The following is a 23,369-nucleotide window of genomic DNA, read 5'->3' on the forward strand; positions in this document are numbered from 1 at the left end:
TGGGCGGACGTGCCGGTTCTCATACGGCCCGGTAGCCCACCGGGTCGGTGCCCGGGACGGGTTCGGCCCGGCCCCGGGTGACCAGATGGCGCAGATGGGCCTCGACCTCGGAGACGGCGATGTTGCGGGAGGTGTACGGGATCTCGGCCCAGGGGCGGTTCCACTCCATGACCTCGGCGAGCTGCCACGGGGTGCGCGGGGTGCTCAGCAGCGCGAGCAGGCCCGCGAGGCGCTCCTCGTGGTGGTCGAGGAGGGCGCGCACCCGGGCCGGGGCGTCGGTGAAGGGGTGCTGGTGGGCGGGGAGCACCTCGGCCGGTTCCAGGGCGGCGACGCGCCTCAGCGAGATGAGGTAGTCGCCCAGGGGATCGGTGACCGTGGCGTCGTCGGGATCCTCGTAGAGGCCGATGTGCGGACTGATCCCGGGCAGCAGGTGGTCACCGGAGAACAGCCGCCCGTGGCCCGGGGTGCCCGCGGGGTGCCGCTCCTCCAGGTGCAGACAGACATGGCCGGGGGTGTGGCCCGGGGTCCACACGGCGCGCAGCCGGCGGCCGGGCAGGTCGAGGAGGGCGCCGGGGGTGATCTCGCGGTCGGGCAGGGCGGCCCGCTCGCCGGGGAAGGTGGTGGCGCGGCCGGAGGAACGGGCGGCGCGCAGCGGGGCGAGGTGGTCCTCGGGGGCGCCGGCCGCGGCCAGCTTCGCGGCCAGGTAGTCCAGCCAGCGGGCGGGTTCGGCGTCGCGGGTGCGGCGTACCACCGTGGCGTCGGCCGGATGCATGGCGATCCAGGCGCCGGACGCCTCCCGGACCCGGGCGGAGAGCCCGTGGTGATCGGGGTGGTGGTGGGTGATCAGCACGCCGTGCAGCTCGGTGACGGAGGTGCCGCATGCGGCCAGCCCGGCGGTGAGGGTGTCCCAGGCGGTCGGATCGTCCCAGCCGGTGTCGATGAGGACCGGACCGCGGTCGGTGTCCAGGAGGTGGACCAGGGTGTGGCCGAGGGGGTTGTCGGGGATGGGCACCGCGATGCTGTGGACCCCGCCGCCGTGGTCGGTGACCCGCACCGGTCCGGTCGTCCGCGCCGTCATGAGCGTCCCCCCGTCGTCGTCCATTGCCCACTATAACGAGAACTGGTATCAGTTCTGATGCATCGTCAGATCGAGAATACGCATCGAGCAGGCATCGTCAGACCGGGTCGGATCGGTTCCGCGGGAGGCAGCAGCGATGGGCGACCTCATCGAGCACGGACAGCTCTTCATCGGCGGGACGCCGGTCGACCCGGCGGGCACGGAGACCATCGAGGTGGTCTCCCCGCACACCGAACGGGTCATCGGGCGGGTGCCGCACGCTTCGCGGGCGGATGTGGACCGGGCGGTGGCCGCGGCGCGCACCGCCTTCGACGAGGGGCCATGGCCCCGGATGACCCTCGACGAACGGATCGCGGTGGTCACTCGGATCAAGGACGCCATCGCGGTGCGCCATGAGGAACTGGCCCGGATCATCAGCTCCCAGAACGGCTCCCCCTATTCCTGGAGCGTGCTGGCCCAGGCGCTCGGCGCGATGATGGTGTGGGACTCCGCGATCACCGTGGCGCGCGGCGCCGTGCACGAGGAACGGCGGGACGGCTGCCTGGGACCGCTGCTGGTACGGCGCGAACCGGTCGGGGTGGTGGCGGCCGTGGTGCCGTGGAACGTCCCGCAGTTCGTGGCGGCGGCGAAACTGGCCCCGGCGCTGCTCGCCGGGTGCGCGGTCGTCCTCAAGCCCTCACCGGAGACCCCGCTGGACTCCTATGTCCTGGCGGAGATCCTCACCGAGGCGGGGGTGCCCGAGGGAGTGGTCTCGATCCTCCCCGCGGACCGCGAGGTCAGTGAGTACCTGGTCGGGCATCCGGGCGTGGACAAGGTGTCGTTCACCGGATCGGTGGCGGCGGGCAAGCGGGTGATGGAGGTGGCCGCACGCCATCTGACCCGGGTGACCCTGGAGCTGGGCGGCAAGTCGGCGGCGGTGATCCTGCCGGACGCCGATCTCGAGGCGGCGGTCGCCGGGATCGTCCCCAACGCCTGGATGAACAACGGCCAGGCGTGTGTGGCCCAGACCCGGATCCTCGCCCCGCGCGCCCACTACGACGAGATCGCCGAACGCCTCACCGCGGCCGCCTCCGCCCTGGCCGTCGGTGATCCGCTGGACCCCGCCACCCAGATCGGCCCGCTGGTCACCCGGCGGCAGCGGCAGCGCTCGCTGGACTACATCGCGCTCGGCCAGCGCGAGGGCGCCAAGGTGCTGACCGGCGGCGGCCGTCCGGCCGGGCACAAGACCGGCTGGTACGTGGAGCCGACCCTCTTCGGCGACGTCACCAACTCCATGCGGATCGCCCGTGAGGAGATCTTCGGCCCGGTGATCTGTCTGCTGCCGTACGGGGACGAGGAGGAGGCGGCCCGGATCGCCGATGACTCCGACTACGGGCTGTCGGGCAGTGTGTGGACGGCCGACCCCGCCCGCGGGGTCGCGTTCGCCCGGCGGATCCGCACCGGCACCTACTCCGTCAACACCTTCAGCCTGGACATGCTGGGCCCGTTCGGCGGCTACAAGAACTCCGGTCTGGGGCGGGAGTTCGGGCCCGAGGGCTATGCCGCCTATCTGGAGCACAAGATGATCCACCTGCCGCAGGGCTGGGACGGGGAGCCGGTCTGATGGGCGACCGCTGGCGGATCGAGGTGGACCGCGGGGTCTGCATCGGCTCCGGGCTGTGTGCGAGCACCGCGCCCGACGGCTTCCGGCTGGACACGGCACGGCAGTCGCATCCGGTGGCGGCGGAGGCCGACGCGTCCGAGGCGGTGCTCGCGGCGGCCGAGGGCTGTCCGGTCGAGGCCATCGCCATCCGGCTGCAGCGCGACGGCGGTGAACAGGTCTTCCCTCCGGACGAGTAGCCCGGGCGAGTAGCCGCGGGGGGCGTGCGCGGGGAGTGCGCGGGCCGGATCCACCGGGATCCGGCCCGTTGCCGTGGCCGGGATCCTCAGACCCAGCCCTCGGCGTGCGAGATACGGATGGCGTCCACGCGGTTGCGCGCCCCGGTCTTCCGCGTGATGGCGGCCAGGTAGTTGCGGATCGTCCCGTTGGACAGATGGAGGGTCCGGGCGATCTCGGCGATCGAGGCACCGTCGGCGGCGAGCGAGAGGACCCCCAGCTCGCGCTGGGTCAGCGGGATCTCGGCCGCCTGGAGGAAGCCGTAGCCGAGCGAGTCGTCGATGAACCGCTGTTTGTTGGCCACATGGCGGAGGCCGTCCAGCAGCCGCTGCGGCGGGGCGTTCTTGTTGATGTAGCCGAGGGCGTGCGCCTCATGGGCGCGCCGCAGCGGTCCCGGGCGCCCCGCGCTGGCCAGGACCAGCAGTTCGCACGCACCGTCCTCACCGGAGGCGGCGCCGAGGATGTTCTTCATCTCGCCCTTGCGCGCCGCCGCGCCGGATCCGGTGCAGTCGGTGTCCACCACGCAGACATGAGGCTGTAAGGAACGCGCTCTGCTGCGCGCGTCACGCCAGCTCGACGCGGCGACCTCGATGTCTGGTTCCGCCCGTATCAGTACCGCCAGCGCGGATCGAAGCAGGCAGGACTCATGCACCAGAAGTACCCGGATCACGGACTTCTCCACCCCCAGTGAAATGTGCTCTCGTCGCGCGCCGTTGTCGCTCTGTCGCGCGCCGTTCATGAATACCGGGATTGCCTGGGCCGTGAACGCAGGTTTTGCGCCAACGGGGAGCGCGCGGGCGCACAAACAACCGCCCTGGAGCTCGCCGGGGCGCGAAAGGCCAGGCGTGCGCCCCTGGCGCGCGGTGGCGAAAGCGGACCGAGGGTGTGCGGAAGTGCTCTGACGTGCTATGCGAGGCAGATGGGGGGAGTGGGGATGGATCAGCGGGATGACGGAGTGGGGGCCGTGAGATCGATCAGACGGCACACCGTTTCGATGTCGATCTTCACCTGGGCGATCGAGGCCCGTCCGGACAGCCAGGTGATCAGCGCCGAGTGCCAGGTGTGCTCGATGACCCGGACCGCGGAGAGCTGCTCGGGTGTCGGCGGGCCCTCAAGTCCCATGGCATCCAGGATGATTGCGGTGGTCAGCCGCGAGACCGTGTCCACTTCCGGGCTCACCGAACGGTCGGCGAAGGTGAGCGCCCGCACCATGGCGTCCGCCAGATGGGGTTCGCGCTGGAGCGCCCGGAAGGCGCGCATCAGCGTCTGGGCGACCCGGGCCGCCGCGTCCTGATCGGTCGGGGGGCGCTTGCGCAGTGCCTCGTGCATGTGCTGGAGCTGATCCTGCATGGTCGCGACCAGCAGATGGACCTTGGAGGGGAAGTAGCGGTAGAGGGTGCCGAGCGCGACGCTGGAGTTTTCGGCCACCTCGCGCATCTGGACCGCATCGAAGCCGCCGCGGCTGGCCAGCCGGGCACTGGCGTGCAGGATGCGGCGGCGGCGCGCCTCCTGCCGCTCGGTCAGCTGCAGAGGGGCCGGCTTGACTTCTGCGGTCATATGTCCCACTTCGGTGTGTTGCGTCTGCGGGTCGGGGCCAACCGGACCCGAGCATGATGGCAGGCCCGGCCCGGGACTGCGAGCCACCGGAACCCTCACTGGAACTCGTTCTAGGCTAGCGCGGTGAGCGGCAGCCGTGCCGGTGTCCGCGCAGTTGAGGCAGGTTGCTGCCGCCCGGGTGGTGTCCGTCGCGCGCGGGCCGTCCGGGTGTGCCGCGCCGCGCTCCGCGGGGCCGGGGTGCCTCCCGTGGACCCCTCCCAGGAGCGGGGGTATTTGTCCTGCTCGCGGCGGTATCGACCGGGTCGCCGCACAGACGGTCCGTACCCTCGGTTACCGAGTGGTAGGAATCACCTGTTCCGGCTCTGGTGGAGTCGCGGGAGCCAGGTATCTTCGAGACTTCTCGGGCGATCCGATAGTGAAACTTGTTCTAGATAATCGGAAGCGGCTACGCTCCCGCTGAACTGCACCTAGGAGGGGGCGCGAGTGACCGCAGAGGCCGCGCAGGAGATCGGGCCCGACCCGCTTCGAGCGGATCCCCGCACCGCCACCGACCGGCCGCTGCGCATCGCGCTGCTCAGCTACAAGGGCAATCCCTTCTGTGGTGGCCAGGGCGTCTACGTCCGCCACCTCTCCCGGGAGCTGGCCCGGCTCGGCCACACCGTCGAGGTCATCGGCGCCCAGCCCTACCCCGTGGTGGACACCCAGGAGGGCGTGACCCTCACCGAGCTGCCGAGCCTGGACCTCTACCGCCAGCCCGATCCGTTCCGCACCCCGGCGCTCGCCGAGTACCGCGACTGGATCGACGCCCTGGAGGTCTCCACCATGTGGACCGGCGGCTTCCCTGAGCCGCTCACCTTCAGTCTGCGCGCCCGCCGCCATCTGGCCGCCCGCCGCGGCCACTTCGACGTCGTCCACGACAACCAGACCCTCGGCTACGGACTGCTGGGCCTGGAGCGGATCGGTGTCCCCCTGGTGACCACCATCCACCACCCCATCACCGTGGACCGCCAACTGGAACTGGACGCCGCCGAGGGCTGGAAGCGCCGCGCGTCGGTGCGCCGCTGGTACGGCTTCACCCGGATGCAGAAGCGGGTGGCCCGGCGGCTGCCGTCGGTGCTCACCGTCTCCGGCTCCTCCCGCCGCGAGATCGTCGAGCACCTCGGGGTGAACCCGGGCCGGGTCCATGTGGTGCACATCGGCGCCGACACCGAGCTGTTCTCGCCCGACCCGGCGGTCCCGGTGGTCCCCGGGCGCATCGTCACCACCTCCAGCGCGGACGTCCCGCTCAAGGGACTCGTCTACCTGGTCGAGGCCCTCGCCAAGGTCCGCACCGAGCACCCCGAAGCGCATCTGGTGGTCGTCGGCAAACGCCCCGAGCGGGGACCGGTGGCCGCCGCCATGGCCCGCTACGGACTCGAGGGCGCCGTGGAGTTCGTCAAGGGCATCAGCGACGCCGAACTGGTGGACCTGGTGCGCGGTGCCCAGGTCGCCTGTGTGCCCTCGCTCTACGAGGGGTTCTCGCTGCCCGCGGCCGAGGCCATGGCCACCGGCACCCCGCTGATCGCCACCACCGGCGGCGCGATCCCCGAGGTCGCGGGAGCCGACGGGGAGACCTGTCTGGCCGTACCGCCCGGTGACGCCGGAGCGCTTGCCGCCTCCCTGGTCCGGCTGCTGGGCGACGCCGACCTCAGACTCCGGCTCGGCACGGCCGGACGTGAGCGGGTGCTGCGCCGGTTCACCTGGGAACAGGCCGCCCGCGGCACCGCCGAGCACTACCGCGCGGCCATCGGCGCGCGCACCTCCGCCGCCCGCGCCCGGCGCTGACCCCCGCCACTCACCAGCCGACGCCGACCACCCGACGCCGACCACCCGAAGCCGTGACCCCCGTAAGCCCGTGAACCCGCCGGACGAAAGCAGACCCCCGTGCTGACCGTCGACTTCTCCCGCTTCCCGCTCGCCCCAGGCGACCGAGTCCTCGACCTGGGCTGTGGCGCAGGACGGCACGCCTTCGAGTGTTACCGGCGCGGTGCGCGGGTTGTCGCGCTGGACCGCAACGCCGATGAGATACGCGAGGTCGCCAAGTGGTTCGCCGCCATGAAGGAGGCCGGAGAGGCCCCGGCCGGCGCCACCGCGACCGCCATGGAGGGTGACGCGCTCGCCCTGCCGTTCCCCGACGACAGCTTCGACGTCGTCATCATCTCCGAGGTCATGGAGCACATCCCGGACGACAAGGGTGTGCTCGCCGAGATGGTGCGGGTACTGCGCCCCGGCGGCCGGATCGCCGTGACCGTCCCGCGCTACGGCCCCGAGAAGGTGTGCTGGGCGCTGTCGGACGCGTACCACGAGGTCGAGGGCGGCCACATCCGTATCTACCGCGCCGACCAGCTCCTGGAGCGGATGCGCGAGGCCGGGCTGCGGCCGTACGGCACCCACCACGCCCACGCCCTGCACAGCCCCTACTGGTGGCTCAAGTGCGCCTTCGGCGTGGACAACGACAAGGCGCTGCCGGTGCGGGCGTACCACAAGCTGCTGGTGTGGGACATCATGAAGAAGCCGCTGGCCACCCGGGCCGCCGAACGCGCGCTGAACCCGCTCATCGGCAAGAGCTTCGTGGCGTACGCGACCAAGCCGCACACCCCCGGCGACGCGGGCACCCCGATCGAGGGGGCGTGATGGCACACGGCTCCCGTTCCGGCGGCCCGCGTCCCGGCCCCCGGACCGAACGGCTCGCGCTGCCCGGTGTGCTGACCGCCGAGGAGACGCTGCACACCGTCCGCGCCATCGCCGACGTACAGCGCGCCGACGGCGCCATACCGTGGTTCCGCGGCCATCACCTCGACCCGTGGGACCACATCGAGGCCGCGATGGCCCTGGACGTGGCGGGTGAGCACGACCGCGCCGAGGCCGCCTACCGATGGCTCGCCGACCACCAGAACACGGACGGCTCCTGGTACGCCGCCTACCCCGACACCCCCGACGGCGTGGCCGCCACCGCGCCCACCGACCGCGGCCGGGAGAGCAACTTCTGCGCCTACGTGGCCGTCGGCGTCTGGCACCACTACCTGACCACCGGCGACGATGTGTTCCTCGACCGGATGTGGCCCACCGTCTTCCGGGCCGTCGAGTTCGTGCTCGGCCTCCAGCAGAGCGGCGGCCAGATCGGCTGGCGCCGGAACGAGGACGGCAGCGCGGACACCGACGCCCTGCTGACCGGCTCCTCCTCCGTCTACCAGGCGCTGCGCTGCGCCCTGGCCATCGCGGAACACCGCGAGGAACCCCAGCCGGACTGGGAACTGTCGGCCGGGATGCTGGGCCACGCCATACGCCACCACCCCGAACGGTTCCTGGACAAGAACCGCTACTCGATGGACTGGTACTACCCGGTCCTCGGCGGTGCGCTCACCGGCGCGGCGGCCAAGGAGCGCATCGAGGGCGACTGGGACCGCTTCGTGGTGCCCGGGCTCGGGGTGCGCTGTGTGCACCCCAACCCCTGGATCACCGGCGGCGAGAGCTGTGAACTCGCGCTCGCCCTGTGGGCGATGGGCGAGTCCGACCGCGCGGTGGACATCCTGCGGTGGATCCATCCCCGGCTGCGCGCCGAGGACGGGATGTACTGGACCGGCTATGTCTTCGAGGACGACGCCGTCTGGCCCGAGGAGCGCACCACCTGGACCGCCGGGTCCCTGGTGCTGGCCGTGGCGGCGCTGGGCGGGGACGAGGCGACGACGGCCGTGTTCGGCGGGGAGTCACTGCCCAGGGGGCTGGACTCCGACTGCTGCCGCTGAGTGCGCGGCGCGGGCGCCGGGGCTGATCAGGGGAGCCCCGGCCGCGTCGCGTCGGTCGCCCGCGGGGGGACGGCCGCGGCGGTCAGCCGCGGCGCATACGGGCGGCCAGGGTGTGCCCGATGAACAGGTAGACCAGGGCCGGGAGACCGTAGTTGAGGACGGTCCGCAGCCAGTCGGTGTCCATGGTGAACAGGTCGTGCGACCAGCCTGCCAGCCACTGGGCGGCATCATGGACGACGTCGACGAGATCGTTGGCTCGGTTGGCGTCGAGGAGGGCGAACAGGATCCACAGGCCGAGTATCACCGCGGTGATATCCGCGACGACCGCCAAGACGGTCGCGGCCTGATTGCTTCTGGAGCGGTAGCTTCGCGACATGCGGAGTCGGATTGCCGCTCCGGCCGGAGTCAAACCCCACCCGCGCCCGCAGGGCGCGCGACGGCGGCCAGCCGGGCGTGATGCCCAGTTGGCCGGCCCGTGACCTTTCTCCGTTTCCCGCCATCCCTGATCCGTGCCGGATCAGGGATGGCGGCGGGTCCGGGAGGGGCCGAGGAGGTCCAGTCACACGTCGAGGTGTCCGGACCGAAGGCGCGGTCACAGGCTCAGCATCTCCAGGGGCGCGGTGTGAGTGACCTCGGCGATCCGCTCGGCGGTCAGTCCGAGGCGATGGAAGATGCTTTGATTCCACGTCAGCCATGCCCCGATATCCATCTGGGACGGCTGGCCGAGGTCGGAGCTGTAGACGACCCTGGGCAGGCCGGACAGCACATCGGCGAAGTCCGTCCAGTCCTGGTATTCAAGGAGATGGGTGAGGGCGGTCTGTTCGGTCCAGACCTGCTCGACATCGGCCAGCTCGATGAGGTCCTTGCAGGTCAGACCGGTCATGGGGTTGGCCGGCTGATTGAGCATCAGCCTCGGCAGGTCCATCCGTACGGCCTCGTCCACCAGCAGCCGCACCTCGTGGCCGTTCGCGTGGCCGGTGGAGATCACCACCGGCAGATCCCGTGCGACGCGCAGCAGTTCGCGCACATCGGTGCGCAGCACGCGGCGGTCATCGGTGACCGTGAGCGGCCGGAGCCCGTTGCCGAGGAGCGGATGAGCGGGGGTGCGGGTGAGCCGGCTGCGGTGGGGGCGGCCGGTGACGGTGGGAAGGTGGACGATCAGCCGCAGTCCGCTGTCCTCGCCGTGCTGGATGACGGCCTGTTCCACCGCCCGGGGGTCGAAGCCGCCGGCCAGGTCGTTGAGAACGATCGAGCCGGAGACCGGCAGTCCCTGTTGACGGGCTTCCCACGCCTGAGCGGCGGTCGAGCCGAGGTGGTTCTTCAGGACGACCCAGCCACCGTGCTCGGCGTAGACCGCACCGGCGGTGGCGGCGGTGTGCCGGCGTACGTAGGCGTCCGGGCCGACGTGATAGTGGACGTCGATGAAGCGGGCGTCCTGCGGTGGCGGTGTCGTGGACTGCACAGTGAGTTCAGTCGCTGCCATGGTCGTCGCCACCCTTCTCGTCCTCCCAGGGGCGCGCGTAGCCGAAGCGGGCGCGGGCCTCGTCCAGTCGGCTGCCGCCGAGCGCGGCTTCCCGGATACGGCCCTCGGTACGCTCCACGGCCTCCGCACGCCGGACGACCTCCTCGACGAGGTCGGCGGGGATGCGCAGCGCGCCGTTGTCGTCGGCGAAGATCCAGTCGCCGGGGGCGACGGGCGTACCGGAGATGTCGACCTCGACGCCGGTACGGTCCAACGCCACCCGGTTCTTGCCGCTGACCATCGTCACGTCGGTGCTGAACAGCGGATATCCGGCGGTGCGGCTCTCCTTCACATCCCGCACCGAGCCGTGCACGACCGTGCCGGCGATATGGCGGTGCAGGGCGACGGCGCTGAGCAGGGAACCCCAGTTGGTGCAGGTGCGGCTGCCGCCGTTGTCCACGACGACGACCGATCCGGCGGGTACGTCGTCGATGTAGTTGGCAGCGTTGTGAAAGGTGGTGCTGTCGTCGATGGCACGGTAGCGAACGGTGAAGGCAGGTCCGCAGGCCACGGAGCCAGCGGTGCGGGACCGGATGCCGGGCAGCACGCAGGGCGGAGTGCGCAGGCTGTCCATGGCGTCGGAGAGGGCGGCGGTGTCCAGGCGGGACAGCCGTTCATGCAGCGATTCGGTGCATGTGTCGCGGTCGGCCGCGGGGGTGCCGGTCGTGGTGGTCATGCGGATTCCTCCGTGGAGTGGCGCCCCGTGAGGTGCCGGGTGAGGGACCAGGCGGCGAACTGGGCGAAGTAGGTGGTGACTTCCGCCCCTCGGTTGGGGACGGTCAGCGTGCCGGTGTGTTCACCCGCCCCGTCCCGCACGGTGCAGGTGAGGGCGACGGTGCCGGTGTAGCTGGTGCGGTCCCCGCCTGCCCAGGTCCCCGAGAGGGTGACGCTCAGCGGGCGCTCGGTCCCGACGGTGACGCGTTCGCGGGCCAGCTCGGCGCTGAAGACCCCCTCGGTGAGCCGGTCGTCGACGTCCAGGACGAGGCCGCGCTCGTCCAGCACCATCGCCAACTCCTGTACAGCGGTGCGGTCCTGCGCCGTGACGATGTAGTCGGCCAGCGCCGTGTCCAGCCGCTTGGCGAGTTCGTCGGCGGCGTGAGGCGGGCAGCCGAGCCGGATGTCGACGTAGGGGTAGTGCCAGCGGTACGCGGGCTTGACCGCTGCGCCGCTCTCTCGCACCAGCTCGTCGACCAGGGCCGCGGCGTCCGCCTCGATGATGCCGAGCGTACGGCGGAAGACGGTGGTGACCTCAGGCGGCCCGGGGATATGGACCAGCCCGTCGCGCAGCACGTTCTCCAGCATCGGCAGACATTCGCGGGGCGGGCCGGGAAGCATGATCACGGTGCTGCCCTGGGCCTCGGCACGGCAGCCCCACGCAGTGCCATGGGTGTTCGGCAGCAGGTCGGCACCCTCGGCGAAGAGCGCCTGGCGGCGGTTGTCGTCGTGGATGGCGACACCGAAGCGGGTCAGCCGCTCCACCACGCCCTGCCAGGCTTCCTCCCGGTGCTCCAGCGGCCGGCCGAGCGCGCGGGCCACGGCGCCGCGGGTGACGTCGTCGGAGGTGGGACCGAGTCCGCCCATCACGAGGATGACGTCGTCGCGGCCGATGGAGGGGCTGATGGCGTCGGCGATGGTGGATTCGTCGTCACCGACGGTGTGGCGCACACGGACCGGGATGCCGCGTTCGCCCAGCATCCGCGAGGCGTTGGCGGCGTTCGAGTCTTCCAGGTCGCCGCGGAGCAGCTCGTCGCCGATGGTGACAACGGCGGCGGAGGAGGTGTGCGGCACCTCGCGACAGGCGTCGATCACGGCTGCGGCCGCCTCGGTGGTGGTGGCGGAGCCGCCCAGGTCGTAGGTGACCCGGTCACGGCGGCGCGTCACATGCCGTACGGCGTCCTGGATGGAGCCGGCCTCGTCCTTGAAGCCGAGGTGCTCCAGCATCAGCCCAATGGTGAGGAACGCGGCGACGGGGTTGGCCCGCTGCCGGCCGGCCATCGAGGGGGCGCTGCCGTGCACCGGCTCGAAGTAGTTGCCGTTCTCACCGATGTTGGCGCTGGGCGCCAGGCCCAGCCCGCCCATCACACCACCACCGAGGTCGGAGAGGATGTCGCCGAACATGTTCTCGGCGACGATCACACCGAAGCGCTCCGGGCGGCGTGCCATCCACAGTGCGACCGCGTCCACGTTGAGGACTTCGTATGCGATCTCCGGGTATTCAGCGGCGATCGTCTCCAGTCGCTCCAGGACGTAGGCGCTGCTGGACCGCAGTACGTTGGGCTTGTCCGCGAGGGTGACCCGCTCGTAGCCGTGGCCGCGGGCGGTCTCGAAGGCGAAGCGCAGGATGCGGTCCAGGCCATGCGAGGTCTGCAGGCGGACGCTGGCGGTCGTGCCGTTCCGTCCGCTGCGGCGGACGTTGGGGTGCTCGGCGACCAGCGGCCACATCTCGTCCGGTACGTGGTTCCAGTCCAGGCCCGCGTACAGGCCCTCGGTGTTCTCCCGGACCACGCAGAAGCGGTAGGGGGTCCCGCCGCCGAGGTAGTTCTCCACCGACCGCAGATTGGCGAACAGGTCAAGGCGCTGGCGGAGTTGGATGATCGGCGAGATGTACTGCGGGGTGCGCTCGCGCGGCTCGGGGGCCAGCTCCGCCAGCGCCTCCCGGCGCGGCTTGCTGGTGGTGGCGCCGAGCAGGACGGCGTCGCTGCGGCCGATCAGGTCCCAGGTGCGGTCGGGGACGGGGTTGCCTTCGGCGCGCCAGCACTCCCAGCCGATGTCGCCGAACTCCAGGTCGACGGGCAGGTCGAGAGCCTCGATCACCGGAAGCGCGGCGTCCAGGACCTCCGGCCCGATTCCGTCGCCGGGCAGGACTGCGATGGTCTTGCGGTTCATGACTTTTCAGCTCCCACGAAGCGGGCGACGGCCTCTTTGGTGAGGGCCGGTTGGTCGGCGTGCGGGCGCATTCCGGCCTGCGGGATGCCGACGCAGTGGTGCTGCGGGCGGGGGCCGGTGGCCAGGTGCTCGCGCCGGACGAGCAGCGACTGCTCGCCGTACACGTGCAGCAGGGGCCCGGGGAAGTCCCGCACAGGCTCCCGGACATCGACATCGTGCAGCAGCCGCATTCCGGCGGACAGCCGTCGACCGGCCCATTCCTCTTCCCGAGAAGACGCTGGTGCGGCAGTCGTGCTGTGGGGATGCCGCGATGCGGTGCGGGGCTCCCAGCCGGGGCCGCGTACGAACTCTGCTTTGAGGTGCAGCGCCGCGGTCAGGCCCTGGGCGCCCACGGCGGCGGCGATCCGCTCCAGCTTGGTGTTCAACTCGTCATCGGCGACGGTGGGGCCGGAGAGCAACAGCACTCTGGCGCGGTGGGTCCAGTCGTGGGTGAGCAGGGCCTGGACGACGGCGCCGCCCAGGGCGTTGCCCGCCAGTACGTCGGGGCGGTCGGCGCCGGATACGAGGTGGGCCGCCCAGCGGTCCACGAGCGCCTTCAGGTCGTCACCCTCGCGCAGCAGGGACAAGGTGTCGTAGACCGTGACCCGGTGCCCTGACGTGAGCAGTGGTCCGGCGACTTGCCGGAAGAACGTGCCGTGATCCCAACGGGGCATGACCGGGCCGAGGACGATCGCATGACGCGCAGCGCCGGACTCGCCGAGAACGGCGAGGACTGGGGCCGGCGCGGTGTCGCGTGCCGGCCCCGGATGCAGAGGACGCGAGGTCACCGCGCGCCCACCGCGGTCAGTTCGCGGGCCGCCGAGAAGGCGTCGCCGATCCGGTCCACGGGGAGCTTGGCGCGTTCCTCGACGGACAGGTCGAAGTGGCCCAGGACCAGGTCGGGCAGCGGCAGGGAGGGAGTGGCTTCCTCGAACTCCGCCTCCATGTGGTGGGCGAGGTCGAGGATCCGGCCGAGGTCATACGTGCCGCCGGCGGCGAGCCGGCCGAGGTAGGCCAGCCACTGCTCGGTGACCAGGTTGCCCGGGCCCTTGCCCATGCCCAGGACGGAGGAGTCGATCCAGGTGGCGCCCGCTTCCACGGCGGCGATCCCATTGGCCAGGGCCAGCCCCAGGTTGTTGTGGGCGTGCAGGCCGATGGCCGCGTCGGTCACCGAGCGGACGAGGGTGACGAGTTGGGACACCTGGCTCGGCAGCATGCTGCCGTTGGAGTCGGCCAGATAGACCACATCGGCGCCGGCGTCGCCGGACATCGCAGCGAGTTCGACCAGTCTTCGCCGGTCTAACTGGCTGACCCGGGTGATGTTGACGGTGGTGGTGAAGCCCAGGTCCGCGGCCTTGGACAGCAGGGCGAGCCCAGGCTCAGGCATACCGGAGGGCAGGCAGAACCGTACGAGGCGGATACCGGCCTGGTACATGAGCGGAAGGTCGTCGTCCGTAATGTTCTTCGGGTGCAGTATCATGCAGAGACGATCAGGGGAGACGACCTCGGCGACCGCGCGTATGTAGTCGTCAGCGCCCACGCCGGTCCGGCCGATGCCGGGCTTGGGCTTGAACGAGCCGTTGCGGTAGCCGATCTCGACCCAGTCCATGCCGGCCGCGACGCTCTCCTGGGCGTGGTGCAGCGCGTACGCAAGAGGGAATTCGAAGTTGTTGCGATAGCCCCCGTCGCGCAGCGTCACATCAAGATTAACGATCATTGACTCTCCAGGTATGACGCCTGCATGCAGTGTGACGCGTACATGCAGTTGGCGAAGTGATAGTCGGTGCGCACAGCCGTCGCAATGCGACGAGTTCGATGAATTAACGCACGGTTATTCCTGGTGGGATTATTAGAATAAATTCCCACATCGCCCCGTTGGGGGACCTCACGGTTCGACTTTTTGCGTCCGTCCACACCGAAGGCGGCTTGACGTGCTGAACCGGAACTCTTGGACGTAACCTAGCAGGCATTCATCAAAGGATTTCAATGCCAGAGTAAAGAACGCCCCAAGCGCGGGCGCGATTTCAGTGCCGCCGATCTATCTTGGAAGGTGGGATACGCCACCCCTCCTTCGCAACCTTCCGGCGAACTTGCGCACTCGTCGCCGTAAGCAATTCAAGGCGCTCGGGGTCCGCGCTTTCTCGCAGAGCGAGAAACATGCGGATGGTGATGGGCTCCCCATGGAGCGGAAGCAGTGCGATCCGGCGAGAGGAGATCGTGCCGGCCGCCGTCGGATACACCGGAGTCCAGCCGCCCGACCCCGCACCGATCTCGGCGAGGGTGTCCTGGAGCCGGGTGGAGGGCGGGCCGAGGGCAGGTTCGAACCCCGCCTTCCGGCAGGCGGAGAGGACCGTGTCGAAGAGCACGGGGTTCTCATTGCGGGAGGCCACGCGCAGTGGCAGTGCGGCAAGGTCGGCCAAGTCCAGGCTGCCGCGTTCGGCCAGCGGGTGCGAAGTCGGCAGCGCGACCACCAGCGGGTCGTACCAGAGAGTCAGGAGCCGCAGGCCAGGGGCGGTGTCGATGCCGCGAACGAAGGCAGCGTCCAGTCGCCCGGCGCGGACTTCCTCAAGGCGGGCGTGGGCGTCGAGGGTCTGGAACTCGAACCGTGTGCCGGCGCCGCGGTCGGTCAGCGCGTCCAGGAAGTCATCCAGCCGCTGCCCCAGAGCGGAGCTGATGCCGACGCGGAGGGTGGCTTCACTCTCCACAGCCAGATGCTGGGCCTTGGCGGCGAAGGCTTCCCGCGCCTTGAGTAATTCGCGGGCCTCGGGCAGCAGGGCCTCACCGGCCGGCGTGAGGGTGACGTTGCGACTGGACCGGTCGAAGAGCTGGATGCGCAGTTCCCGCTCCAGTCGGCGCACCTGCTGGCTGACCGCGGGCTGGCCTATGTGCAGCCGCTCAGCCGCTCTGCCGAAATGCAGCTCGTCGGCGACCGTGACAAAGTATTGGATCTGGCGCAGTTCCACAGGACCCCCCTATGCCGAGAGCGACCCTGTTCATCGGACATGGTCTTCCGGCGTCCGGGGGTCACCTCGAGGGGAATTCTCGCATACCGATGGTCGACACCACCACCAGTGTGGTCGCTCTCACCATTGAGGAATTTTGCGTACCTCTGCAAGATTTCTCTAATTGCAGTTTCACTCGGCGGTGGCTTTCTGCAGATCGACAGGCTCCCCGTCGCTGGGGATTTAGTCCTCCCCGCCCGCGGCCGCGGACACGGTGCTTGTGGGCAGCGAAACCGTCTCCCCGGTCCTCTCCTGCCGTCGCGCCAGCGACAGGAAGAGTGCGAAGGCCAGAATTCCCACCGTCGCAGCGGCCAGTACGAACCAGCCCAGGGCCAAGAGGTCGCCCGCGGGCAGCCGGCTGGACAGGAAGATCCCCAGTGAGGCGGCCAGCAGTTGGATCGCGCCCATGAGACCGGAGGCTGAGCCGGCGGTCGAGCGGAAGGTCGTCACCCCTGCGCCCATCGACAGCGGCAGCAGGAAACCGTTACCGAAGGTCATGACCGGCATGAAGACCAGCACCAGCAGGCCCCAGGGCGCACCGGCCCCGCTCATCCCCAGAGCCAGCATCATCAGCGCGCCGATGAGGAAGAATCCGTGGCCCATCCACAGCAGTTGGTCGACGGGCCGCTTGCGGACCAGGCTGCGCGAGGTGAGGTTGCCCGCCACGTACGCTATCGAGACGGTGATGTAGCAGTAGCTGGTGGTCTCGGTGGACAGGCCCATCTCCTCGAAGACCAGGGGGGAGGCCGCCAGGTAGCCGAAGTAGCCGCCGTACGCCACCGCGAGGTTGATGGTGTATGCCCAGAACAGCGGGCGGGTCAGGAGCTTGGGGTAGCCCTTGAGCGTGGCGCCCAGGTGCTTGCTGCGCCGCTCGGGCGGCAGACTCTCGGGGATCGAGGTGACCATCACGACCAGCGTCGTCAGGCCGAGCAGCGCGGTCACCACGAACGGTGCGCGCCAGGAGATGTACGAGGTCAGATATCCGCCGAGCAGCGGGGCGATGGACGGGGAGACGCCTACGATCGGCATGACCGTGGCGAACATCCGGGCCGCGTCCTTCTCCTCGTACAGGTCGCTGATCACGGCCCGGCCGAGCACCATGCCCGAGCCTGCGCCCAGTGCCTGCAGGAGCCGGCCGGCGCCGAACACCTCGACTGTGGGCGCCACCGCGCACACCAGGGAGGCCGCGACGAACAAGCCGAGCCCGAAGACAATGACGCGCTTGCGCCCGTACGCGTCCGAGATCGGCCCGTAGACCGCCTGCGAGACCGCGATGCCGATCATGAAGGCGCTGAACGTCCACTGCACGGACGCGACCGGGGCGCCGAAGGCGTGCGCGGTGGCCGGCACGCCCGGCAGATTGATGTCGGAGGCGAACAGGCCACCGGCGTTCAGCGAGCACAGAACAGCGAGCAACAGCGCGTAGGGCGTGCGCGTTGGAGCGGTCTTCATGACAACTGGCAACTTCCTTGATCAAATGCGGGTCGGCGGTGGACTCATCTGGTGGCGACCGGCGTCTAGGCGATGTCCGCCCCGGCCATCCGGCCGAAGGTCAGCGCCCGCAGCACCGAAGTGGCCCCCGGACACTGGCTGTGGGAGAACCCGGCGGTCTCCCCAATGGCGTACAGGCCGTTGATGGGCTCTCCCCGCTCGGTCAGCACGCGCGAACGGGCATCGGTGCGCAGCCCGCCGAAAGTGAACGTGATGGCGCAGTGCACGGGCCAGGCCACGTACGGCCCGGTGTCCAGCTCCACGGCCCAGTTGGACTTCTGTGGCACCAGGCCCACGGTGTGCTTGCCGTCCAGCCGCGTCGGATCGTAGGGAGCGGGTCGGCAGGCGTCGTTGAACCGGGCCACGGTCCAGCTCAGCTCATCGGGCGGGATGTCCAGCTCGCGGGCCAGCTCGTCGATGGACGGCGCGGTGATCGGGTCTTTGTCCGTCAGCAGGCAGCGTTCATGTCCCTCGATCTGCGACAGCTTGGCGTCGCAGATCAGATACGCGGACTGCCGGGCCTCCCGCCAGATCCGGTAGGCAACTTCCTCGAAAGTGTTGTCGGGGATGTCCGCACCCTCGTCCAGGAAGCGGTGCCCGTCCGCGTTGACGAGGATCCCGTACGGGTAGGCCATGACGAGTGCCTCGGCCTGGTGGCTGCGCGGGTCGACGGGTTCCCCGTGGAAGCGGTCGTAGCGCCCGCTGCGGGCCGCTCCCACCGCCACCGCCATCTCGATGCCCTCGCCCCTGTTGTTGCTGCCGCCGTTTGCGATGGGCTGCAACTGGCGACCGGTGTGACCGACATGGCACTCCAGCAGCTCCGGATTCCCCTGGAATCCGCCGCACGCCAGGACGACCCGCCGAGCGGCGATGTGCCACAGCCTGCCGCCCTCCTGGACATGCACGCCATTGACCGCGCCGGTGACGTCGGTGCTCAGCGAAGTGGCCCGCACCCCGTAGGCGATCGTTCCCCCCAGCCTCTCCAGTGACTTGGCGAGCTGGTCCACGAGACCGGCACCGCCACCCACGGGCATCAGCCGGGGCCCGCACACGGTGACGAAGTGGGTCGGCCGGATCTCGAAATCCACACCGTGCCGCTCGGCGAGCCAGCGCACGGTGGGCTCCGCGTTCTCGCTCAGCGCGGAGACGTGGTCGGCGTCGGACGGGCCTTCGCTCGACTCGTGGCTCCGGCCACCGATGTCCCCGGCGGCATCGGCCGGCTTGCCGTCCGCGGTGAGCCGGAAGAACAATCCGGTCCAGGTGGTGTTCCCGCCGCGGCTGTAGCGGCTGGAGCGCTCCAGGATCAGGACCCGGCTGCTCGGAGCGTTCTCGGCGAAACTGACTGCGGTCGCAAGCCCGCCCGCACCGCATCCCACGACCAGCAGATCCAAGGGACCGGCGGCATCGGCTGTGGCTACGGAGAACGCTTCGGCGGTGTCAAGCGCTTCGCTCACGGCAACTCGTCATCTCCTGTTCCGATGGGACCTGGGCGACCGGGGACCGGGTGAGCGACGTGTCGGGACCGTCACCGACGATCCGCCCGGAAACGGCGCCGAGGGGCCGAGACCGCCCGACCCCCGGCCCTCCGGGCGGATCAGCGCTTGGCGGCGCGGGCGGCGAGCGTGTCGCCACCGATCGACCAGCTGTCGGTGGCGATCTCCTGCACGGTCACCCACACGCTCTCCGGCTTGCTGCCGGTGGCCTTCACGTATGCGTCGGTCAGTTCACGGACCAGCTCGGCCTTCTGCTCGGCGGTCTTGCCGGGGGTCTGGTGCACCTGGATGAGAGGCATGGCGTTCTCCGGGACATCGGGGGGTGGACTGATCCGCGGCCGCTGGCCACTGGACCTGGGAACCGCCGTGCACCGATTCCACCACCGGGCCGGGTGCCCTCCAAGACGCAATCCGATCCGGCACCGATCACGAATCGTGATGCATCCGGGGTGAGCAGGCCGGTCTCCCCACCGCGCTCAGGGACAACCGCTCAGACGTTGAGCTGCTCCCTCAAACGGTGGCCATCAGGCGTCTCAATAAGATCGGCCCGATGCGAGCGGGACCGGGTTTGCGGGTCTGACGCAGATCGCAGACCCGGGCTTCGACCTCGGGGCTGGTGCGGTGCGGGGCGGTGAGTTTGCATCGGCCGGGCCTAGCCGTTGAGCTCGGCCAGCACCCGCAGGGTCTCCTCGTCCGGGGAGAGCGCCAGCAGATCCGTCACCGGTCCCGAACGCCACATCTCCAACCGCTCCGCGATCCGTTCCCGGGGCCCGACCAGCGAGATCTCATCGGCGAACGCATCCGGCACCGCGTCGATCGCCTCGGCGCGGCGCCCCGCGAGGAACAGCTCCTGGACGCGCCGCGCCTCGTCCCCGTAACCGAGCCGCGCCATCAGATCGGCGTGGAAGTTACGGGCCGCGTGGCCCATCCCGCCGATGTAGAAACCGAGCATCGCCTTCACCGGTTTCAGCCCCTCGGCCACGTCCGCGCAGACCCGCACCTGCGCCATCGCCGCCACCGTGAAATCCTCGCGCGCCTCGGCGAGCGCCTCCGCGTACAGCCCGGCGCGCAGCGGCGACCAGTACAGCGGCAGCCAGCCGTCGGCGATCCGTACGGTCTGCGCGATGTTCTTCGGCCCCTCCGCACCGAGCAAGACGGGCAGGTCGGCGCGGAGCGGATGGACGATCGGCTTGAGCGGTCGGCCGAGCCCGGTCGCCTCGGGACCGTCGTACGGCAGCGGATGGTGCCGCCCCTCCAGCCGCACCGGGGCCTCGCGGCGCAGCACCTGGCGGATGACGTCGACATACTCACGGGTGGCGGTCAGCGGACTGCGCGGGAACGGCCGTCCGTACCAGCCCTCCACGACCTGCGGTCCGGACAGCCCGAGTCCGAGCATCATCCGCCCGCCGGAGAGGTGGTCCAGGGTGAGCGCCTGCATCGCGGTGGCGGTCGGGGTGCGGGCGGCCATCTGCGCCACCGCCGTACCCAGCCGGATCCGGCTGGTGTGCGCCGCGATCCAGGTCAGCGGGGTGAAGGCGTCCGAGCCCCAGGACTCGGCGGTCCACACCGAGTGGTACCCCAACCGCTCGGCCTCCCGGGCCAGTTCCAGATGGCGGGGGTCGGGACCGCGCCCCCAGTAGCCGAGCGCCAGGCCGAGCCGCATCATGACCCCTTTCCCCACGTATGAGTGACGGTACGTCAGCCGGTGCGCCGGACTGTACGGGCCGGTAACGGGAATGGCAACGGCCCCCCGCCCGGTGAGGGGCGAGGGGCCGGGTGCACATGGGGCGGAGATCAGCCGCGCTGGATCCCCGTGGTGTCCTGGAGGACGCCGCGACGGCCGTCCTGGGTCTGGGCGACCAGGGCCTGACCGCGCTGCTCGACCGCCAGGTACCAGGTACCGGGGGCCAGTTCGGCGATGGTGTTCGACGAACCGTCCTCGGCGTACAGCGGACGGGCCACCGGCACGGCGAACCAGAACGGGGTGAAGTCGCCGCCCGCGGCCGGAGCCGGGGCCTGGGCCGCCGGACCGGGCTGGCCGCCGCCGAACGGACCCGGGGCGCCGGGCTGGGGCTGGCCGGGCTGGCCGCCGAACGGCGCCGGGGCGCCGGCCTGGGCACCCGGGCCCGGGTAGCCGTAGCCGGGCTGCGGCTGCTGCTGGTGGCCGTACGGGGACGGAGCCGCCGGGCCGCTGGCCATCAGCGGGGCCTTCAGCGCGGGGACGCGCTGGGTGAGCAGCGCACCGGCCGCCATCGCCAGGGTGGCGACGAGGCCCAGGATCTGGCCGACGCCCTTGTCGGAGCCATCAGGGCCACCGAGGATCGTCCACAGCGAGCTCCAGGCCGCGAAGACCGCCAGCGCGGTGCCCCACTGGTCCAGCGTGAGCCCGAACAGATTACGCCCCGCAGGCTGGAAACGCGCGGCCACGATGAGCGCTGCGGCGATGACGCCGGCGAGGTAGATCGACGGCAGCACGGGGAAGATGTCGCCATCCCACCCGTTGGGCAGGTCGATCCTGTCGCAGTAGTCACCACAGTCTGTGGTGTAAAAGTCGAGGAAGGAGGCGATGAACAGCAACACCGCTGCTCCGATCACCACGCCGTCGCCTCGAGTGAGCGAGCGGATGTTCAACGTGAGGTCCTTTGTCGGTTTCGTGGGTACTAGCGCTGCCGCCAGGCGCTTGGCGCTGAAGGCGTCGGGGGTGGGCCCCATCGTACGGGTGAATCTTTACGCGCAGAGCCGGGGTGTCCCATCGGTTTCCCGGTCGTGACCTCCCGTTCGGTTGCGGGGAAGCTACCCGTTCAAGAAGTCCGTAATGCCCCGTGCGACACCGCGCGCCGCCCGCTCCCGCCAGTGTGCGTCGGTGAGGTGCGCGGCGTCCTTCGCGTCCCGCATATTGCCGCATTCGATGAACACCTTGGGAACGGTGGAGAGGTTGAGACCGCCGAGGTCTCCCCGGACGTTCAGCCCGCTGCCGTCCCCGATGTAGTCGGCCGGTTCGCTGCCGGTCTCCTCGGCGAACGCGTCGAGCAGCCGCTCCCCGAGACGGCGGGAGGGCTTGGTGATGGCCGAGGTGTCGGCGCCGCCGCCGCGCACCGACTTCGGCAGGATGATGTGGAAGCCGCGCTCACCGGAGCCCGCGCCGTCGGCGTGGACGGAGACGACGGCGTCCGCGTGGGCCTTGTTGCCGATCTCGGCGCGCTCGTCGACGCACGGCCCGAACTCCCGCTTGCCGTCCTGGGTGAACTTCACCGTGGCGCCGCGGGCTTCGAGCAGCGTGCGGGCGCGGCGCGCCACATCGAGGGTGAACGACGCCTCGGAGTAACCGGAGTTGGTCGCCGTCCCGGTGGTGTCGCACTCCTTCTTGTCGGTGCCGATGTCCACCCGGCGGGCGATCTGCGCGGAGTGATCGCGGTTGTTCGGATTATGGCCCGGGTCGATCACCACGACCTTGCCCTTGAGCGATTTCGCCGGAGCGTCGGAGGGGGGTCCGGCGGGCGGGGGCGACGGGGACGAGGTGGACGACGCGGTGGGCAGTCCCGAACCGCCCGGGTTCCCGTCGTCCTGCCCCGGGTCCTGGCCGCCGAACGAGCTCCACAGCAGCCAGCCCGCGAAGCATGCGGGGATCAGGGCGGCCAGGACCACGGCGAGGGTGCCGCCGCGACGGCCGGACGAGGGGGGAAAGCTGCCGTAGGACACGGAGGCGATGGTAGCCGGGCCGGATCACACCCCGGTGCCGTCACCCTCCAGCGGTCCGCCGGTACGGCGCAGCACCCGCAGCGAGCGGGTCGCGGAGACCTCCGTGAAGGCGCCGGACTCCAGTGCGCGGCGGTAGATCCGGTACGGGGCCCGGCCGCCGTCGGCCGGGTCCGGGAAGACGTCGTGCACCACGAGGAGGCCCCCGGGCGCGACGTGCGGGGCCCAGCCCTCGTAGTCCGCGGTGGCGTGCTCGTCGGTGTGGCCGCCGTCGATGAAGACCAGCCCCACCGGCCGTCCCCAGACCGCCGCCACCCGCGGCGAGCGGCCGACGACCGCGATCACGTGGTCCTCGAGACCGGCCGCGTGCAGGGTGCGCCGGAAGGTGGGCAGGGTGTCCATCCGCCCGACCTCGGGGTCGACGACCTCCGGGTCGTGATACTCCCAGCCGGGCTGCTGCTCCTCGGAGCCGCGGTGGTGGTCCACGGTGATCGCGACGGTGTCCGCCGCGCGGGCGGCGTCGGCCAGCAGGATGGTGGAGCGCCCGCAGTAGGTGCCGACCTCGACCAGCGGCAGCCGCAGCGCGGTGGCCACCTCGTGGGCCGCGGCGTACAGGGCCAGCCCCTCGTCGACGGGCATGAAGCCCTTGGCCGCCTCGAACGCGGCGAGGACGGTGCGGTCGGGGGCCGTGGTGGCGGGCTGTGTCGTCACCGGGACATCTTCCCGTACGGCTCCGGCGGCCGGGCAGGAGGGGGCGCAGTGACCACCGGGATGGACGCCCGGCCGTACTAGTCCGACGGACCTAGGCCGTTTCTTGCGGATCATCGGGTCGTTGGACCGGGTGTGTCGTTGACTGACGTGCAATGGGCACGGATTGAGCCGTTGTTGCCGGATCGGACGCCGAAGCGGGGCGGGCGATGGCGTGATCACCGGCAGGTGATCGA

22 protein-coding genes and 1 pseudogene are annotated in these 23,369 nt (G+C 70.5%); 5 read left to right on the forward strand and 18 right to left on the reverse strand.

What is annotated here, in order from left to right; translation table 11 throughout:
- Positions 1–19 precede the first annotated feature (19 nt).
- Positions 20–1,102, reverse strand: coding sequence for a Strvi_7410 family MBL fold metallo-hydrolase (locus NMK44_RS37015; RefSeq protein WP_254751671.1), 1,083 nt, complete (start codon positions 1,100–1,102; stop codon positions 20–22).
- Between the two features lie 112 nt (positions 1,103–1,214).
- Between NMK44_RS37015 and NMK44_RS37020 the strand changes: the two genes are divergently transcribed.
- The gene (locus tag NMK44_RS37020; protein WP_254751673.1) at positions 1,215–2,681 is read left to right on the forward strand and encodes an aldehyde dehydrogenase; all 1,467 of its coding nucleotides are present in this window, start codon (positions 1,215–1,217) and stop codon (positions 2,679–2,681) included.
- Positions 2,681–2,917 (forward strand): ferredoxin, encoded by a 237-nt coding sequence (locus tag NMK44_RS37025; RefSeq protein ID WP_254751675.1) that lies wholly within the window; start codon positions 2,681–2,683, stop codon positions 2,915–2,917. Before NMK44_RS37020 ends, NMK44_RS37025 begins: the two co-directional genes overlap by 1 nt.
- Positions 2,918–3,003: 86 nt before the next feature.
- Here NMK44_RS37025 and NMK44_RS37030 read toward each other — a convergent pair whose 3' ends face one another.
- Entirely contained in the window at positions 3,004–3,624 is a 621-nt protein-coding gene (locus NMK44_RS37030) for a LuxR C-terminal-related transcriptional regulator (RefSeq protein WP_254751677.1), read from the reverse strand.
- Between the two features lie 269 nt (positions 3,625–3,893).
- Positions 3,894–4,511: a TetR family transcriptional regulator gene (locus NMK44_RS37035; protein WP_254751679.1), complete on the reverse strand. Its 618-nt coding sequence runs from the start codon at positions 4,509–4,511 to the stop codon at positions 3,894–3,896.
- A 483-nt stretch (positions 4,512–4,994) separates the two neighbouring features.
- Between NMK44_RS37035 and NMK44_RS37040 the strand changes: the two genes are divergently transcribed.
- From NMK44_RS37040 to NMK44_RS37050, 3 genes are all read left to right on the forward strand, one after another.
- Complete coding sequence (locus NMK44_RS37040) at positions 4,995–6,335, forward strand: glycosyltransferase family 4 protein (RefSeq protein ID WP_254751681.1); 1,341 nt, start codon at positions 4,995–4,997, stop codon at positions 6,333–6,335.
- Positions 6,336–6,434: 99 nt separating this feature from the next.
- On the forward strand, positions 6,435–7,184 hold the full coding sequence (locus NMK44_RS37045) for a class I SAM-dependent methyltransferase (RefSeq protein WP_254751683.1): 750 nt from the start codon (positions 6,435–6,437) through the stop codon (positions 7,182–7,184).
- Complete coding sequence (locus NMK44_RS37050) at positions 7,184–8,296, forward strand: prenyltransferase (protein ID WP_254751685.1); 1,113 nt, start codon at positions 7,184–7,186, stop codon at positions 8,294–8,296. Before NMK44_RS37045 ends, NMK44_RS37050 begins: the two co-directional genes overlap by 1 nt.
- Positions 8,297–8,378: 82 nt before the next feature.
- Here the strand turns inward: NMK44_RS37050 and NMK44_RS37055 are convergent, their stop codons facing one another.
- From NMK44_RS37055 to NMK44_RS37125, 15 genes and pseudogenes are all read right to left on the reverse strand, one after another.
- A complete protein-coding gene (locus NMK44_RS37055; protein ID WP_254751687.1) occupies positions 8,379–8,672 on the reverse strand; it encodes a hypothetical protein in 294 nt (97 codons plus the stop codon).
- Positions 8,673–8,888: 216 nt separating this feature from the next.
- Positions 8,889–9,779, reverse strand: a complete 891-nt coding sequence (locus NMK44_RS37060; RefSeq protein WP_254751689.1) for a DUF6282 family protein — start codon at positions 9,777–9,779, stop codon at positions 8,889–8,891.
- Positions 9,766–10,494, reverse strand: coding sequence for an RraA family protein (locus tag NMK44_RS37065; RefSeq protein ID WP_254751691.1), 729 nt, complete (start codon positions 10,492–10,494; stop codon positions 9,766–9,768). Before NMK44_RS37065 ends, NMK44_RS37060 begins: the two co-directional genes overlap by 14 nt.
- On the reverse strand, positions 10,491–12,704 hold the full coding sequence (locus NMK44_RS37070; protein WP_254751693.1) for an isocitrate/isopropylmalate family dehydrogenase: 2,214 nt from the start codon (positions 12,702–12,704) through the stop codon (positions 10,491–10,493). Before NMK44_RS37070 ends, NMK44_RS37065 begins: the two co-directional genes overlap by 4 nt.
- Entirely contained in the window at positions 12,701–13,417 is a 717-nt protein-coding gene (locus NMK44_RS37075; protein WP_254751695.1) for an alpha/beta fold hydrolase, read from the reverse strand. Before NMK44_RS37075 ends, NMK44_RS37070 begins: the two co-directional genes overlap by 4 nt.
- 110 nt (positions 13,418–13,527) lie before the next feature.
- Entirely contained in the window at positions 13,528–14,460 is a 933-nt protein-coding gene (locus NMK44_RS37080; protein WP_254751697.1) for a hydroxymethylglutaryl-CoA lyase-like TIM-barrel protein, read from the reverse strand.
- Positions 14,461–14,767: 307 nt separating this feature from the next.
- On the reverse strand, positions 14,768–15,706 hold the full coding sequence (locus NMK44_RS37085; RefSeq protein WP_254751699.1) for a LysR family transcriptional regulator: 939 nt from the start codon (positions 15,704–15,706) through the stop codon (positions 14,768–14,770).
- A 222-nt stretch (positions 15,707–15,928) separates the two neighbouring features.
- On the reverse strand, positions 15,929–17,197 hold the full coding sequence (locus NMK44_RS37090; protein WP_254751701.1) for a multidrug effflux MFS transporter: 1,269 nt from the start codon (positions 17,195–17,197) through the stop codon (positions 15,929–15,931).
- A gap of 65 nt (positions 17,198–17,262) precedes the next feature.
- Positions 17,263–18,690 (reverse strand): FAD-binding protein, encoded by a 1,428-nt coding sequence (locus NMK44_RS37095; protein WP_254751703.1) that lies wholly within the window; start codon positions 18,688–18,690, stop codon positions 17,263–17,265.
- Positions 18,691–18,830: 140 nt separating this feature from the next.
- Complete coding sequence (locus NMK44_RS37100; RefSeq protein WP_254751705.1) at positions 18,831–19,028, reverse strand: tautomerase family protein; 198 nt, start codon at positions 19,026–19,028, stop codon at positions 18,831–18,833.
- Between the two features lie 238 nt (positions 19,029–19,266).
- Positions 19,267–19,365, reverse strand: a pseudogene (locus NMK44_RS37105) (IS481 family transposase); the annotation flags it as partial.
- Between the two features lie 16 nt (positions 19,366–19,381).
- Positions 19,382–20,392 (reverse strand): LLM class F420-dependent oxidoreductase, encoded by a 1,011-nt coding sequence (locus NMK44_RS37110; protein WP_254751719.1) that lies wholly within the window; start codon positions 20,390–20,392, stop codon positions 19,382–19,384.
- Between the two features lie 131 nt (positions 20,393–20,523).
- Positions 20,524–21,360, reverse strand: coding sequence for a DUF5336 domain-containing protein (locus tag NMK44_RS37115; RefSeq protein WP_254751707.1), 837 nt, complete (start codon positions 21,358–21,360; stop codon positions 20,524–20,526).
- 162 nt (positions 21,361–21,522) lie between these two features.
- A complete protein-coding gene (locus NMK44_RS37120) occupies positions 21,523–22,428 on the reverse strand; it encodes an N-acetylmuramoyl-L-alanine amidase (protein ID WP_254751709.1) in 906 nt (301 codons plus the stop codon).
- Positions 22,429–22,452: 24 nt separating this feature from the next.
- A complete protein-coding gene (locus NMK44_RS37125; protein ID WP_254751721.1) occupies positions 22,453–23,064 on the reverse strand; it encodes a class I SAM-dependent methyltransferase in 612 nt (203 codons plus the stop codon).
- Between the last annotated feature and the right edge of the window lie 305 nt (positions 23,065–23,369).

The sequence above is a fragment of the Streptomyces cucumeris genome (assembly GCF_024295805.1).
Taxonomy (GTDB): Bacteria; Actinomycetota; Actinomycetes; order Streptomycetales; family Streptomycetaceae; genus Streptomyces; species Streptomyces cucumeris.

Coding starts and splice junctions, on each gene's coding strand:
- NMK44_RS37110 (WP_254751719.1), bottom strand. CDS start 20,392: ATGCGGCTCGGCCTGGCGCTCGGCTACTGGGGGCGCGGTCCCGACCCC.
- NMK44_RS37055 (WP_254751687.1), bottom strand. CDS start 8,672: ATGTCGCGAAGCTACCGCTCCAGAAGCAATCAGGCCGCGACCGTCTTG.
- NMK44_RS37075 (WP_254751695.1), bottom strand. CDS start 13,417: ATGCCCCGTTGGGATCACGGCACGTTCTTCCGGCAAGTCGCCGGACCA.
- NMK44_RS37025 (WP_254751675.1), top strand. CDS start 2,681: ATGGGCGACCGCTGGCGGATCGAGGTGGACCGCGGGGTCTGCATCGGC.
- NMK44_RS37125 (WP_254751721.1), bottom strand. CDS start 23,064: ATGCCCGTCGACGAGGGGCTGGCCCTGTACGCCGCGGCCCACGAGGTG.
- NMK44_RS37015 (WP_254751671.1), bottom strand. CDS start 1,102: ATGGACGACGACGGGGGGACGCTCATGACGGCGCGGACGACCGGACCG.
- NMK44_RS37070 (WP_254751693.1), bottom strand. CDS start 12,704: ATGAACCGCAAGACCATCGCAGTCCTGCCCGGCGACGGAATCGGGCCG.
- NMK44_RS37060 (WP_254751689.1), bottom strand. CDS start 9,779: ATGGCAGCGACTGAACTCACTGTGCAGTCCACGACACCGCCACCGCAG.
- NMK44_RS37090 (WP_254751701.1), bottom strand. CDS start 17,197: ATGAAGACCGCTCCAACGCGCACGCCCTACGCGCTGTTGCTCGCTGTT.
- NMK44_RS37065 (WP_254751691.1), bottom strand. CDS start 10,494: ATGACCACCACGACCGGCACCCCCGCGGCCGACCGCGACACATGCACC.
- NMK44_RS37080 (WP_254751697.1), bottom strand. CDS start 14,460: ATGATCGTTAATCTTGATGTGACGCTGCGCGACGGGGGCTATCGCAAC.
- NMK44_RS37050 (WP_254751685.1), top strand. CDS start 7,184: ATGGCACACGGCTCCCGTTCCGGCGGCCCGCGTCCCGGCCCCCGGACC.
- NMK44_RS37020 (WP_254751673.1), top strand. CDS start 1,215: ATGGGCGACCTCATCGAGCACGGACAGCTCTTCATCGGCGGGACGCCG.
- NMK44_RS37100 (WP_254751705.1), bottom strand. CDS start 19,028: ATGCCTCTCATCCAGGTGCACCAGACCCCCGGCAAGACCGCCGAGCAG.
- NMK44_RS37035 (WP_254751679.1), bottom strand. CDS start 4,511: ATGACCGCAGAAGTCAAGCCGGCCCCTCTGCAGCTGACCGAGCGGCAG.